Source organism: Paenibacillus mangrovi (genome assembly GCF_022898935.1).
GTDB classification, from domain to species: Bacteria; Bacillota; Bacilli; order Paenibacillales; family Paenibacillaceae; genus Paenibacillus_AQ; species Paenibacillus_AQ mangrovi.
Genome location: NZ_JALIRP010000003.1, coordinates 441,456 through 454,468 on the forward strand (window position 1 = coordinate 441,456; position 13,013 = coordinate 454,468).

The 13,013-nt window shown below is 48.6% G+C and carries 15 protein-coding genes; 7 read left to right on the top strand and 8 right to left on the bottom strand.

Annotated elements, in window-relative coordinates; genetic code table 11:
* Positions 1–33: 33 nt before the first annotated feature.
* Complete coding sequence (melA, locus tag MUG84_RS10125) at positions 34–1,332, bottom strand: alpha-glucosidase/alpha-galactosidase (RefSeq protein WP_244724657.1); 1,299 nt, start codon at positions 1,330–1,332, stop codon at positions 34–36.
* A 193-nt stretch (positions 1,333–1,525) separates the two neighbouring features.
* Here melA and MUG84_RS10130 point away from each other — a divergent pair, with 193 nt between their 5' ends.
* Entirely contained in the window at positions 1,526–2,359 is an 834-nt protein-coding gene (locus MUG84_RS10130; RefSeq protein ID WP_244724659.1) for an AraC family transcriptional regulator, read from the top strand.
* A 34-nt stretch (positions 2,360–2,393) separates the two neighbouring features.
* On the opposite strand, the gene MUG84_RS10135 is transcribed toward MUG84_RS10130, so the two are convergent.
* From MUG84_RS10135 to MUG84_RS10145, 3 genes are all read right to left on the bottom strand, one after another.
* On the bottom strand, positions 2,394–2,726 hold the full coding sequence (locus MUG84_RS10135; RefSeq protein WP_244724661.1) for a hypothetical protein: 333 nt from the start codon (positions 2,724–2,726) through the stop codon (positions 2,394–2,396).
* On the bottom strand, positions 2,723–3,148 hold the full coding sequence (locus MUG84_RS10140; protein WP_244724663.1) for a hypothetical protein: 426 nt from the start codon (positions 3,146–3,148) through the stop codon (positions 2,723–2,725). The genes MUG84_RS10135 and MUG84_RS10140 overlap by 4 nt, the downstream gene beginning before the upstream one ends.
* Positions 3,149–3,357: 209 nt before the next feature.
* Entirely contained in the window at positions 3,358–3,810 is a 453-nt protein-coding gene (locus tag MUG84_RS10145) for an SRPBCC domain-containing protein (protein WP_244724665.1), read from the bottom strand.
* A 192-nt stretch (positions 3,811–4,002) separates the two neighbouring features.
* Here MUG84_RS10145 and MUG84_RS10150 point away from each other — a divergent pair, with 192 nt between their 5' ends.
* Complete coding sequence (locus tag MUG84_RS10150) at positions 4,003–4,812, top strand: AraC family transcriptional regulator (protein ID WP_244724667.1); 810 nt, start codon at positions 4,003–4,005, stop codon at positions 4,810–4,812.
* Positions 4,813–4,821: 9 nt separating this feature from the next.
* Here MUG84_RS10150 and MUG84_RS10155 read toward each other — a convergent pair whose 3' ends face one another.
* Positions 4,822–6,420 carry an ATP-binding protein gene (locus tag MUG84_RS10155; RefSeq protein ID WP_244724672.1) on the bottom strand — a complete coding sequence of 533 codons (1,599 nt, stop codon included), beginning with the start codon at positions 6,418–6,420 and terminating at the stop codon, positions 4,822–4,824.
* A gap of 258 nt (positions 6,421–6,678) precedes the next feature.
* Here MUG84_RS10155 and MUG84_RS10160 point away from each other — a divergent pair, with 258 nt between their 5' ends.
* The 3 genes from MUG84_RS10160 to MUG84_RS10170 all read left to right on the top strand — a co-directional run bounded on the left by MUG84_RS10160 (position 6,679) and on the right by MUG84_RS10170 (position 7,895).
* Positions 6,679–6,978, top strand: a complete 300-nt coding sequence (locus tag MUG84_RS10160; RefSeq protein WP_244724675.1) for an MGMT family protein — start codon at positions 6,679–6,681, stop codon at positions 6,976–6,978.
* A gap of 279 nt (positions 6,979–7,257) precedes the next feature.
* Complete coding sequence (locus tag MUG84_RS10165; RefSeq protein ID WP_244724679.1) at positions 7,258–7,563, top strand: hypothetical protein; 306 nt, start codon at positions 7,258–7,260, stop codon at positions 7,561–7,563.
* A 41-nt stretch (positions 7,564–7,604) separates the two neighbouring features.
* Positions 7,605–7,895 (top strand): transporter, encoded by a 291-nt coding sequence (locus MUG84_RS10170; protein ID WP_244724683.1) that lies wholly within the window; start codon positions 7,605–7,607, stop codon positions 7,893–7,895.
* Positions 7,896–8,045: 150 nt separating this feature from the next.
* Here the strand turns inward: MUG84_RS10170 and MUG84_RS10175 are convergent, their stop codons facing one another.
* The 3 genes from MUG84_RS10175 to MUG84_RS10185 form a co-directional block, all read right to left on the bottom strand.
* The gene (locus MUG84_RS10175; protein WP_244724687.1) at positions 8,046–8,720 is read right to left on the bottom strand and encodes an ABC transporter ATP-binding protein; all 675 of its coding nucleotides are present in this window, start codon (positions 8,718–8,720) and stop codon (positions 8,046–8,048) included.
* A gap of 1 nt (position 8,721) precedes the next feature.
* Positions 8,722–9,756 (bottom strand): ABC transporter permease, encoded by a 1,035-nt coding sequence (locus tag MUG84_RS10180; RefSeq protein ID WP_244724694.1) that lies wholly within the window; start codon positions 9,754–9,756, stop codon positions 8,722–8,724.
* A 282-nt stretch (positions 9,757–10,038) separates the two neighbouring features.
* Positions 10,039–10,683 carry a hypothetical protein gene (locus tag MUG84_RS10185; protein ID WP_244724697.1) on the bottom strand — a complete coding sequence of 215 codons (645 nt, stop codon included), beginning with the start codon at positions 10,681–10,683 and terminating at the stop codon, positions 10,039–10,041.
* A gap of 193 nt (positions 10,684–10,876) precedes the next feature.
* Here MUG84_RS10185 and MUG84_RS10190 point away from each other — a divergent pair, with 193 nt between their 5' ends.
* Both MUG84_RS10190 and MUG84_RS10195 read left to right on the top strand, forming a co-directional pair.
* Positions 10,877–11,611: a response regulator transcription factor gene (locus MUG84_RS10190; RefSeq protein ID WP_244724700.1), complete on the top strand. Its 735-nt coding sequence runs from the start codon at positions 10,877–10,879 to the stop codon at positions 11,609–11,611.
* Positions 11,589–12,962, top strand: coding sequence for a sensor histidine kinase (locus MUG84_RS10195; protein WP_244724703.1), 1,374 nt, complete (start codon positions 11,589–11,591; stop codon positions 12,960–12,962). The genes MUG84_RS10190 and MUG84_RS10195 overlap by 23 nt, the downstream gene beginning before the upstream one ends.
* The last annotated feature ends 51 nt before the right edge of the window (positions 12,963–13,013 follow it).

A 13,013-nucleotide genomic window follows, 5' to 3' on the forward strand; every position in this document is an offset into this window, starting at 1 on the left:
GGCGGGGGCTTTAGACAAGCACTTTGATAATCCTTACTTAAATTTCGGCAGCCAGCTGCCATGAGCCTCAATCAGATCGTCGCACAGCGCTACGATATCATCCATCGACAGCTCTGCTGCCGTATGCGGATCGAGCATTGCGGCATGGTAAATATGCTCTTTTTTGCCGGTTACGGCTGCTTCGATGGTAAGCAGCTGCGTATTGATGTTCGTGCGGTTCAGCGCAGCCAGCTGCGGCGGCAGGTCGCCCACATAGGTCGGGGAAATGCCGGAGCGGTCCACGAGACATGGCACCTCGACGCAGGCTTCCTTCGGCAAGTTGGTGATGAGGCCGGTGTTCATGACGTTTCCGCCGATTTTAAACGGTACATTTGTCTCCATGGCTTCCATGATGTAAGACGCATATTCCTTGGAGCGTTTGTGCTCGATATTTTCACTGGCAAAAATCTTCTCGCGCATATCCTTCCAGCCATTGATCTGGTTGATACAGCGGCGTATATACTCGTCGAGCGGAATATTGTATTTTTCGATCAGTTCAGGATAGTTTTTCTTAATAAAGTATGGATGATACTCCGCATTATGCTCGGAGGATTCCGTCACATAATATCCGAAGCGAAGCATCAGCTCGAAGCGCACCATATCATGATGCTTCTCCTTCTGCTTCTCGGCGGCGCGGCGCTTGATTTCCGGATACAGGTCGACCCCGTCCTTTTTCACCTCAAGCAGCCAGGCCATATGGTTGATGCCCGCGATTTTGGATTCCACGCCGGTTGCGTCCATATCCAGCGACTTGAACAGTTCGGACACGCAGACCTGTACGCTGTGGCACAGTCCCACAGTCTTAATGCCGCCCACCGTGTTCATGACATTGGTGAGGACCGCCATCGGATTGGTATAGTTGAGGAACTGCGCGTCAGGACATACTTCCTGCATGTCTTTCGCAAAATCGAGCATAACCGGGATGGTGCGCAGGTTCCGGAAGATGCCGCCGATTCCGAGCGTGTCGGCAATCGTCTGGCGCAAGCCATATTTCTTCGGAATTTCAAAATCGGTAATGGTACACGGATCATATCCGCCTACCTGAATGGCGTTAATGACGTACTTGGCACCCCTCAGCGCTTCCTTGCGGTCGCTGTACGCTTTAATGATGCAGGTACTGCCAAGCGTGTTCTTGATGCTGTTCAACAGCCGTTCGGAGTCCTGTAGACGCTCCGCGTCAATATCGAATAAAGCGAGCTCAAACCCCTGCAATGCAGGTGTCGACATGACGTCGCCGAGCACATTTTTAACAAAGACGGTGCTTCCCGCACCGATAAACGTAATTTTGGACATAGATGATTACCTCCCTCAGGAATGGCTTGAACTTGATACTAACTATACCTTTCAAGCTACGGGAGGAACATAGAGCAAACCCAGCAATACATGTCATAATCCCATTTGTGTATCCGTTTTCGTAGCAGAAATAAGTCATTCCACCTGTTATAATATAAAACAACAATTCCAGGGAAAAAGGAGATATTTTCGGATGGCACGCATCAATGTCAATTACACCACGCCCGCAATGCAGGGACAAATGGATCTGAATCTGCTGTTCTTCGGCATGGAAGAATGCGCTCCGGGGCATACCTGGGGGCCGGGTCTTCGCGACTCCTATGTGCTGCACTACATCCACAGCGGACGAGGCGTGTACCGTACAAGCGAGACCGTATATGAGCTTGGCGCCGGGCAGGGCTTTATTCTTATTCCTGATACGCTTGGCCACTACAGCGCCGATGAATCCGACCCGTGGACGTATTCGTGGATCGGCTTCAAAGGGCTGAACGCCAAATCACTGCTGCAGAGAGCACAAATTAGCACCGAGCGTCCCATATACACCGAACTTGCAGATAGCCGATTCAGCAGCTTTTACGAGGAACTGAAAACGGCCGGGGATGACCGCGGCAGCGACGTGCTCAGCCAGAGCATCCTCTACCGCATTCTTGCCGATCTGATCCGCTGCTCCCCTGAACCGGTCTCCTCTCAAAAACCGCAGCACTCCCGGGAGGGCTATATCCGCAAGTCCATTGAATATATTGAAAGCAGCTACAGCCAAAAGGTCACCGTACTGGATATCGCCCGCTCGGTCGGCCTCGACCGCACCTACCTGTCCGGCTTGTTCAAGGACAAATTCGGGGTATCCCTGCAGAACTTTCTGCTTGAATACCGCATGAACAGGGCAACTGAGCTGCTGGGGAATTCCGAGCTTTCCGTCAGCGATGTCTCACGTTCCGTAGGATATAACGATCCGTTTTTGTTCTCCAAAATGTTCAAGAAGGTCGTGGGCTCGTCCCCGAAGCAATACCGTGAAACACGATTCTAGAAATACGCTCGTCTTTATTCGCAAAAAAAGAGCCTTAGTGGCCCGAATTCGATTTCGCTAGTTTTGTTATGATCGGAATGCGTTTGACATGCTGTGGGAGCGTGTTCCTTTGACTTGCCGCAGTATAGGCTGATAGCTTCACTTGCTTTTCCTTTAACTTACTCTTTTCCTGTATACCTTTTACTTGCGGCTTATTATTTTTCTCCAATTTGTCAACATATCGCAGTCGGCCCTTTTCAAGGATTTCCTCCGCCTGTTTCGTGTACACCGATACTTCCAATCTTGTTCTTGCTTCCCTGATCCTCTGCTTCAACCTGTTATATTCATTAATTTCGTCATTTGTTAGTGTGATCTTTCCAAGGGTCATGGTTGCCTCTCTCCTTTGCGGTCTGAAATAGCGAGATCAAATGTCACTTCATCGGAATCCGTGTCCGGAACACTGGACGCGACGATTGTCGGCAGTTTATCCTGGGAGGATATTTTCTCCTCCGCAGTCAGCTTGGCTTGTTTGGCGATGAAGCTGCCGCCTCCGAAGCCTGCGATGATCGCCATATAAATGTATTTCGGGAAATCAAGTCCAATAGGCAGTACTGCAATAAGACCGGCGCCGGCCCCGAGAATAATATCCGACAGAAAACCAATATGATAATTTTTCCTTCTGGACCCATCGCTTAGTTCCATTTCGATAATTTTGGGCATGACAAGGGATCCATCATGGATATACAAACTTGACAGGAGCCCGCCAAACGAGCCTGACGCTATAATCATCAAGAAATCAGTCCAATGCATGATCCGATTCCCCCTATACTCTTCTAAATTAATATGTAATCTACAGCTGATTGGTGAATTCAAAAAGTGAAAATTGGGTGACATATTAGAAATTGTTCTTAGTTCTGCTATTCTATGCATGGGTTCGCTCCAACTTGCATATTTTTTGATGACACTTCGAAATTAAAAAAACGGCTGCCAAAGCAGCCGCTTGTCTTACAGATATTCATTTACCAGCCGAAATCCAGCGTATTGCCGGTTTCCGCCACGGTCTTGATGTTGCTTAGGATCATCCACCAATGCTCTTTTGCATTTTGAAAAGAAGGATGGTTGTCCGGCCACTCGTCATTCACAAGCGTTAATTTCGTGCATTTGCCCACGGTATCCAGCGTAAACGTCACCCGGGAAGTCAGCTCCTCATGATTCGTGTGATAGGACGGCCCCGGATGCTCAAGGTAGCTCAGCACCTTGCCCCGTTCGTACGCGAGAATGTCGCCATATACGTGCACCGTTTCATCGCCGTCATTCCCCGGTCCTACATAGGAAAAAGGCTCACCCACCTTAAAGCTCGACTGAAGCACGCAGTTGAAAAAAGTCTTCTTCGTTCCCTCCGGCGCAACCAGCAGATCCCATACTTTTTCCGGCTCTGCTCCAATATAAAAATCGTATCTCAGACTCGTCATTTTGCACGCTCCTTTGTTCCATGTCGTTTTGGATTTTTACCTTTTCACGCTTGTCTTTTGTGCTGGGATTTTGTGCTAAACTAATGATACCTTTGGTGAAATGTTATGTATTGTAAAAACACGACAGGAACATTCGTTCTACTCCAAAAATTTATATTGGTGTTCATTCAAAACATGGAGGTGATCTAGTTTATGCCTGCCGGATTACCAAGACCGAGTATGGGAGTTCTGAATTTGCAGGGAGGCGAGAAGAGATTCAAGCTGTCCCGTCATGCTGCTTCGGAAGCGTTGAGCTTCTTCATCAAGCATTACTGGATCGTCAGCTGGGACTGTGTGGATGAGGAGCCCTATCTTCAGCATGTCGTTCCGAATCCTTGCGTCAATCTGGTCGTGGAGCCGCAGAAAACCTTTATTTATGGCCCATCCACACGGAAATTCTCCTATCCGATCCACGGAAAAGGAATGGTGTTCGGCGTGAAATTCAAACCAGGGGGCTTCTATCCGTTCCTGAATCAGCCCATCTCCACCTTGATCAATCATCCGCTTGGAGTGGAACACATTCTTGATCTGGACGGCCCGGAGCTTGAGGAAGCCATTCTTTCCCTTAACACAGAGCAGGATATGGCCGCCGCCATGGACAAACTGCTGCTGCCCAAGCTACCGCCGCAGGATGAGCAGGTTCTGTTCATCAATCAGATCATTAACTACATCGCGAGCGAACGCGACATTTCCAAGGTAGAGCAGGTCAGCGAGCAATTCGGGCTTCATATCCGTAAGCTTCAGCGTTTGTTCGATCAATATGTCGGCATCAGCCCGAAGTGGGTGATCCGTTTGTACCGACTACAGAACGCGGCCGAAACAATGGACCAGCGTCTCCCGGTTGACCTGTCCCGCCTGTCCATGGAGCTCGGCTACCACGACCAGCCGCATTTTATCAAAGACTTCAAAGCCGTCGTCGGCCATACGCCAGAGGAATACCGTAGGTGGGTGCAGGAGAGCTGAGGGAGCTCATCAGGTCAGATCGAGCGGCAGATAAATATCCACTGTTGTCCCTTTGTCCACCTCACTTGTGATGACCAGATGGCCTTTGTGTGCCTCAATAATTCTCTTTACGATCATCATCCCGAGACCGTTTCCTTCGGCTTTGGTGGTAAGAAAAGGCTCGCCGATCCGCTGCAGCACCTCGTCGGTCATGCCTATGCCGTTATCGGTGAAACGAATGCGCTGGTAAGCATCCTCGGTATCGAGCAGAATATGGACGGCGCCGCCAAAAGGTACAGCTTCCACGGCATTTTTTAATATATTCATAAATACCTGTTTAATCTGATTACGGTCGCAGCAGATCATATGATCCTCTTCTGACCTGAAATTCAGAGAAATACAGTTCAGTGCTGCCTGAATTTCGAACAGGTTTACGACTTCCTCCAGAATAGGCATGCAGCGTTCCTGACGGAAATGGACAGCCTGGGGCTTTCCCAGGATTAAAAACTCGCCAACAATCAGATTCATCCGTTCCAGCTCTGACATGATCAGATCATAATGCCGGAGACGGGTATCCTTCCCTGATAATTGTAGCATTCCCTTTACCGTCGTCAGCGGATTGCGGATCTCATGAGCGATGCCGACGGCAATTTGCCCGGCAAACACCAGCTTCTCGGTATTACGCAAGATATCTTCCGTCTTCTTCATCTTCGTAATATCACGCAGGCTTCCTACCACTCGAATCATGGCATTGGCGTTGTTATAGACCGGCAGCACGTCAAGCATGTAATGATGTTCCCCATTGCTTAGATTTACGCAGAGCTCCACGCCGATGCATTCCTCATGCTGACTGATAACCCGCTTGAAATAGCAGCTGATCAGACTGATATTAAATACGGAGGTTTCTTCAGATACCGCCTGGTTATCCAGCTGAAGCATAGAGCGGCAGCGCTCGTTCATCTCCAGAATGCTGCCCTTTCCGTCCGTAATGATGACCCCGTAAAAGTTCGTATCCAGCAGGAACTGGTTGAGGATTTGCAGCTGGGTGTTCTGCCTCCGAAGCAGCAGCTCACGTTCCACCGAATCTGCCATCGTACACAGCAGTGCAAGCAAATGCGGATGAGCAAAATGGGTATCCGTCATTAGCGAAATGGTCCCCAGCACAGCGCCTTCATCACTGTGAAACTCGGCCGTGTAGCAGGCAAGCCCATGGAGAATGGCATGGTAATGATCCTCACCGATCAGCTGAAAAGGCCGCTGATATGTCAGACATAAGTCTATGGCATTCGTGCCTGCATCCTTGTTAAATTGAATGCCTTCCTCAATGCCCAATTCCCGGACCGTCTTGATGATGCTCGGATCGCCCGCGAACTCCAACATATAGCCTTGGTCATCGGTTATTGCGATCGTAATCGGACTACCCGAAATGGAGGATAGAAACTTGTTGATAAAGAAGTGAATCACTTCGATATACTCCTTGTATTTCACCAGCTTCGATGCCAGTTCCGCTTGGCTGTACCGCCGAATAAACGTGGGAACCCTGTCCGGATGAATGCCCATTTGTCTGCAATACTGCTTGGAAAGAGCAATTGCTTCTGCAGTATTCACTTTATGTATTGATTCTATCATGCTTAATACCTCATTTTCCTTCTATAATTAATTCATTCTGAAGCTATTAATGGATCTTTTGTAAGCGGTTTCTATGATTGTTCCGATTGCTGTTTTACTTATGGAGTCCTCTCCCTATCATACCATCTATTGCTATTTATCCATATAACCTTTTGCAGGGTAAAAATAGGGCCGGGGGTGTTTCTATGATACACTGTTGATAACAAGAACAAAGACTGCACAGGGATTCCTCTGGTCCCTGGATCTAAAGGAGACGCCATGCAGCCATTTACGATGTTAGTCATTGAACAAATCAAAGCCATCCCTCCCGGCAAAGTCATGACATACGGCGGCATTGCTGCCGCTGCCGGCAGCCCGCGCGCCGCAAGGCAAGTCGTCAGAATTCTACATTCCATGAGCAGCAAATATCAGCTTCCCTGGCACCGGGTCGTCAATGCCAAAGGCGAAATTGCTCTCCGAGATGATGAAGCCCGTTTCCTGCAGCAATCCCTGCTTGAAGACGAAGGGGTCACCGTCAGCTGGGATGGCCGGATTGATCTATCCGTTTATGGAGCATAGACATTTCTACAGCTACACGCTTGATCCCCTTCTCGTCACACCAGATTCTGAGCGCAATTTGCTGCGCCATCGTTCCGCTGCTCCCGCTCATAATCTTTTATCCCCCTTGGGTAGCCGCTTTTCTTCTAGAATACTAAATCCGGGTCATGATGAGAAACATTAATTATTCCGGCTTCATGCCTGCATGCCAAGCCTTCGCTTTGTCCCTCCATAAGACACCTCCACCTAGGCATCCACATAGGATGTATCAGGTTCTATCCCCAAATGGAGGTCTTTAATATGAGTCTGCAATATCCCGGCTATCAGCAGCAAACCTTGTATCAAGCTGAGCCGAATATGAGCCACACCCTGAAATCACTCCGCGAACAATTCAGTCATATTTGCAGGAAGCATATCAATCAGCATGTCCGAGTTGAAACTTTGGATGGCGATGTTTTTGAAGGAACGATCGTAAACTGCAACAAAGGAATTCTTTACATTCAAATGACCATGCCGCAGCAGACTGGGCAGCGCAGCTTCTATTACAACAATGTCATCCTGCCTTTGGTGTTGTATGAATTGCTTGTCATTACCCTACTAGCCTAATACACCAAATTGATATGCCATAAATAAGGAGTGTTGTAAAAATGGCTTTTATGCCCCCGTTTGGTCCACAAGGACAATTGCAGCCGCCAAGCTCCCCTCCACCACAATTCACACCACCGCAACCTGCGGCCACGACGTTCGCTGTCGACCCTGGAGCGATTCGCGGCTGCATGTTCCGTAATACCTACATTTGGTTGAATAACGGCAACAGCTTTTGGTTCTTTCCGGTCTTTGTCGGACAGACATCCGTCGCAGGATTCAGATGGACCGGTTTCTTCTGGGTATATACCGGAATCTCTCTAAGACAGATCCAGTCGTTTACATGCTTCTAGCCAAAAGCAAACAGCGACGCCCCCCCTCCGAAATGCGTACGCAAAGAGGCTGTCCCATCAGTCATTGTCATTCATGACGTCGGGGCAGCCTCGTTTTATTCATTCAGTAAACGAACTTTCGGGTCGATTCGACTTCTGTAATGAGGGGGACTAAATAATCAATCCATCCTTCATCGTAATGATGCGATCTGCAAAAGGGAGCATTTCTTCATCATGGGTGACCATCAGAGTTGTAATCTTCAGTTTTTTGGTTAGATCACGAATGAGCGTCATTACGTCTCTGGATCGCTTCGAGTCAAGACTCGCCGTCGGTTCATCCGCGAACAAGATTTTAGGTTTGTGGATAATGGCGCGAGCGATGGCAACACGTTGCTTTTCTCCACCCGATAAGGAAGCAGGGTAAGCATTTTTCCGATGATCCATTTCAACCAACTTGAGAACCTTGGCCACTTCTTCTTTTTGCTCGTGTTTGCTCATTTTGGACTCTGCCACGTCAAGCATTAGCATAAGCTGGTCTTCAACGGTAAGGAATGGTACCAGGTGAGCAGATTGAAAAACAAAGCCAAACTTACTTGCGCGTATCTTTCGAATCTGCTCTTGCGTCATCCCGATCATATTGTTCCCGTCAAATTTCACCTTCCCATCGGAAGCGCTCTGAAGGCCGGCAGCGATGGTAAGCAGCGTGCTTTTTCCGGAACCAGAAGCACCTACGAGAGCTGTGAGTTCTCCCTCTTGCAGGGAGAGGTTGATTCCGTTCAGTACTTGTTCCGAAACTTCGCCATTGGTAAATGTTTTGGTAACGTCTTGTATTGTGAAGGTTGTCATATTACATGTCTCCTTGTTGAATAGCTTGCAGCGGCTCCACTTTTCTAATTTGCATGCCAGAAAGTGTAGCGCCGATAAATCCGATGACTAAGAATAGGACGGATAATAGTATGGTCCCATTCAGTGTCAGACTGAACGGCATTCCTTTCGGTGCGATCATGTTAAAGCCCAGGCTTAATGCCACGGATAAGACCAATGCACTGATAGTGATCAAGAACATTTGAGCCCACATCATACGGAATAGCGTACCCGTCTTCACACCGATTGCTTTCAAGATGCCGTACAACCCGATTTTCTGCACATTCATCATGTAGAAGAAAATCGCGAACAACAGGCCGCTGATGGCAATCAAGAACCAAATGATCATTTGTAGGGACATGTTCTCTGCCTTGTAGCTTGAGATGGTGTTAAGGAACTCGTTATTTGTATAGGAATCTAATCCTGTAATCGACGGTGCTTGATCTTGTCCTGGGATGAACATCAGCTGCAGGCCCTTCGCACGGTAAATCTCTTTATAGTCATTCATATTAATATAAGCGACAGGAGCATGGCTGTATTTCTTTTGATCTACGAATTTAACGACTTTGAATTCACCGTTGAACTGATTATTGGTTAATACATCTCCGACTTTAATGCCATCCTTCTCCAAGGATTTGTCTAACACGATTTCCCCTGGAGCGACTTTTTCGAATAACGGAGAATCCGTTGAAGTCACGAACGCGACGGTATGCTGCTTGTCCTCTTTATCATTCACAAAGCCCATCTGAATGGAAAATGCAGCTGCATCCTTGTGTTCCTTCAAAGTTTGATCCTGCAAGCTTGGATCTATTTTGGAAAGATTATACGTTCCTTTCGCATCGGTACTCATATAAAAATGTCCTTGGGGCAAGTCCTTGATTAGGGCTGCATTGTCTTGGGACAAACCGTTGGCCAATCCCGAGATGATAAAGGTTAGAAAACTAACCAGAAAAATAATAGACCCTAATATAATAAACTTGGCTTTACTCTTCTTCATTTCTTTCCATGCCATATTCATGATGATTCCTCCATTTCTTTGGTACAACATCAGTATACGCTTGTACTATGAACGGAATATGAACAGAACATTACAGTTGGCGAAGCGTGATAAATACAGGAAGGGCTGCTTGATTGAGGTGATAAGTAATGCCAGCGGATATGCGATGTGGTCGAGGAAAATGGGCAAGTATGAATTAAAAAGGTCGAGAACTGGAGCCAATTCAGCTCCGATCCCCGACCTTTTTTGCTTATTTCATATCTCACTTCCGGCACAAGTTTCTCTAGTCTAACAAGCAGGAAGTTACTTGGCAGCTGCTTCCTGATCAGCGATGACTTGCTTGTACTGCTTCAGCAGCTCAGCCAATGCTTTCTTGATCGCGTCTGCGTCCTTTGATTCATTGGCTTTATTCAGATTTGCCCAGGCTTTTGTAAAAGCAGAACTGATTTCCTTCGCCTCTGTTGAAAGCGAGGTAGCGACTCCACCCGTTTCCTCCTTCGCTTCGGTCAGGGTGGCTGCAGAAGCAGCCACCGCGTACTGGCTTATTTTGACTCCCGGAATATCCTTTGTTTTCTCCTGGCTCGAAGTCAGCTTTTCGGCCGGAACAGCCTCTACGCTGGCCGTCGGAACAGACTGTACGCTGGCATCCGCTATTTCAGAATCAAAGGCTTTATAGAACTGTCCCAGTGTCTTCTGCCAATCCTTCACCGTTTCGGGTGCATACTTCTTAGCGAGCTCTACTGGATCCGTCATTTCGGCAATCACGATCTCTTTCATGTTACTGTTGCCGCCAGCAGGCAGGGTAAACGCAGGCTGCATTGTTGCGGCCTGTGTCTCAGCCTTCTCAGTCTTCTGACTGCTGTCCGCGTTCGTCACGACCGGAACCGCAACAGCGGAGAACATCATGGCAGCCAGAGCCGTTCTTTTAAGGATGTTTTGCATGTTCATGGATTAACACTCCTTTGGATTGGTCTTGCAAGTCCCAGTGCATAGCATCCAGTATCATCCGGGCTTGCAAGTCCCAGTGTACGAGGCAGATGTGGCATGCTTTTGGAAGAATTGTGGAAAAACGATGGCATTTTCCCTTCCCCGTCTTCCCATTGGTATACTGATAAGAGAAATTCCTCTGGAGGATAGATGAATGAATCAACATGATCTCATTGCCATCGTCGATGACGATTTGAATATACGCAATCTGGTGGAAGCCTTTTTGCAAAAAGAAAATTACCGCACGGTAGGTCTGGGAAGCGCAGAGGAAGCCTGGGAGCTGTGGAAAACCAGTCCGCCCGATATGTGGGTGCTGGATATTATGCTGCCCGGCATGGATGGATATGAATTTTGCAGGCGGATCCGCAGCGAGGCGGAAGTGCCGATTATTATGATCTCTGCTAGAGATAATGAAGTCGATAAAATCCTTGGCCTCGAGCTTGGAAGCGACGACTATCTGGTGAAGCCGTTTAGCCCGCGCGAGCTGGTGGCCCGTATCAAAAGACAACTGCAGCGATGGTATAAGCTGAACGGTCAAGAAGGACATGCAGGCACCCCCTCCCCTGCACGTATTGAGCTAGGCCAGCTTGAGCTGCTGCCGGAGGAACGGCGCGTTTTCTGGCAAGGTGAAGAAGTTGATCTGACCAGCAAGGAGTTCACGATGCTGCAGGTTTTCGCTGAAAACCCGAACCGCGCATTCACAAGAGATGAGCTGCTGACCTATGTATGGGGCGATGATTATTTTGGCAGCGACCGCGCCGTCGACCACCTGATTAAACGGATGCGCAAAAAGATCGACCAGCTGCCGATTGAAGCGGTATGGGGACATGGCTACCGGATGAGAAATGATGGAGGTGACAGACGCGATGAAACTCGTACACCAAATTAATTTGGCCTTTGGCGTTGCGCTGGTTCTGGTGCTTTCAGTCACAGGCATCGTCATTCACTATGTGCTGCTGGATCAACTGATCGGCGCGCAGAAAGACGACTTGAAAGCCATGAGCGCTGAAATGACAGCCTCTATGCAGCAGGGTTACACTCCCATGAACAGCACAATGAGCGAAGATGCTGCCTTTGCTGTGCCAATTACATCTCCGAGCCTCAGTGTTAACGCCATTCTAACCGATAATTCGGGAAGCATTCTTACAGTATCGCCTTGGGCAGCTTATTCTATCGAACCAGCCCAGCCTGCTTCCATAGCCGAAATGGCTGAAGTCGAATCTTCCAGTGTACAAAGTATCCAGGACGGGTCCACAAAGGACTATATTACGGTGGACAATCTGATACCCCAGGGAAAGCTGACATTATATACACCACTAAGTAAAATCCAAACCATCGAACAGGCGCTGCTGAAGCGGCTGTTGATCATTTTCGGTGCGGCTGGACTTATCATGTTCCTCTTCAGCCTGTTTATTACGAAAAAGCTGATCAAGCCGTTAATCCTGCTGCGGGATGAGCTGGGCAAGATTAAAGAACGCCGGTTTGCCGATGTGAACTTTATCAAGGCCGGGGGCGAAATCGGCTCGGTGGCCAAATCGGTATATGACATGGCAAGCGAGCTGAACCGCTTCAACCATGTGCAAAAGCAGTTTTTCCAAAATGCGTCCCATGAGCTCAAAACACCCCTGATGTCCATTTCGGGTTATGCGGAAGGCATCCGCAACGGCGTTTTTGAAGGGGAAAGCGTCCGCAAGGGCCTCGACATCATTATGAACGAAAGCGCACGCCTCAAGAAGCTCGTTACCGAAATGACGCTGCTGGCCAAGCTCGACAGTGAAGAGGATGTATTTAAGACCGAAAAGGTCTGTCTACAGGACCTGCTGACAGAAACTGTAGAGCGCATGAACCCGCTTCTCGTGAAAAAAGGCATTACGCTCCATACGATGTATGAGGATCTTCAGCCTGTAACGCTTCAAGCGGACCGTGATAAGCTGCTGCAAGCGCTGCTGAACGTCGTTTCCAATGCCGTACGTTATGCCAAGCATCATATATATATTCATGCTGATATCTGTGACAAGCATGTGGTTATCCGCGTCAGCGACGATGGCCCAGGCATACCGGAAGATCTGCTGCCATATTTGTTCCACCGCTTTGTCAAAGGAAAGGACGGCGAATCCGGCCTCGGACTTGCCATATCCCGCGCCATTGTCGAGCGCTGCGGCGGTATGATTCAGGCCGGTAACGAAAGCGGTGGCGGAGCGGTGATCTCGCTGGATTTCTCTGCGGTGTTACGTGCGTAGCACCAAAACATACATCAAGGACTTGGAGCTTACCATTCCGGTTCAGCCATA

What these genes read in the sequence shown, in the direction of transcription:
- MUG84_RS10165 (WP_244724679.1), top strand. Translation starts at nt 7,258, where the DNA reads ATGAGTCTGCAATATCCCGGCTATCAGCAGCAAACCTTGTATCAAGCT.
- MUG84_RS10185 (WP_244724697.1), bottom strand. Translation starts at nt 10,683, where the DNA reads ATGAACATGCAAAACATCCTTAAAAGAACGGCTCTGGCTGCCATGATG.
- MUG84_RS10160 (WP_244724675.1), top strand. Translation starts at nt 6,679, where the DNA reads ATGCAGCCATTTACGATGTTAGTCATTGAACAAATCAAAGCCATCCCT.
- melA (WP_244724657.1), bottom strand. Translation starts at nt 1,332, where the DNA reads ATGTCCAAAATTACGTTTATCGGTGCGGGAAGCACCGTCTTTGTTAAA.
- MUG84_RS10135 (WP_244724661.1), bottom strand. Translation starts at nt 2,726, where the DNA reads ATGACCCTTGGAAAGATCACACTAACAAATGACGAAATTAATGAATAT.
- MUG84_RS10195 (WP_244724703.1), top strand. Translation starts at nt 11,589, where the DNA reads ATGAAACTCGTACACCAAATTAATTTGGCCTTTGGCGTTGCGCTGGTT.
- MUG84_RS10145 (WP_244724665.1), bottom strand. Translation starts at nt 3,810, where the DNA reads ATGACGAGTCTGAGATACGATTTTTATATTGGAGCAGAGCCGGAAAAA.
- MUG84_RS10180 (WP_244724694.1), bottom strand. Translation starts at nt 9,756, where the DNA reads ATGAATATGGCATGGAAAGAAATGAAGAAGAGTAAAGCCAAGTTTATT.
- MUG84_RS10150 (WP_244724667.1), top strand. Translation starts at nt 4,003, where the DNA reads ATGCCTGCCGGATTACCAAGACCGAGTATGGGAGTTCTGAATTTGCAG.
- MUG84_RS10155 (WP_244724672.1), bottom strand. Translation starts at nt 6,420, where the DNA reads ATGATAGAATCAATACATAAAGTGAATACTGCAGAAGCAATTGCTCTT.
- MUG84_RS10175 (WP_244724687.1), bottom strand. Translation starts at nt 8,720, where the DNA reads ATGACAACCTTCACAATACAAGACGTTACCAAAACATTTACCAATGGC.
- MUG84_RS10130 (WP_244724659.1), top strand. Translation starts at nt 1,526, where the DNA reads ATGGCACGCATCAATGTCAATTACACCACGCCCGCAATGCAGGGACAA.
- MUG84_RS10190 (WP_244724700.1), top strand. Translation starts at nt 10,877, where the DNA reads ATGAATCAACATGATCTCATTGCCATCGTCGATGACGATTTGAATATA.
- MUG84_RS10140 (WP_244724663.1), bottom strand. Translation starts at nt 3,148, where the DNA reads ATGCATTGGACTGATTTCTTGATGATTATAGCGTCAGGCTCGTTTGGC.
- MUG84_RS10170 (WP_244724683.1), top strand. Translation starts at nt 7,605, where the DNA reads ATGGCTTTTATGCCCCCGTTTGGTCCACAAGGACAATTGCAGCCGCCA.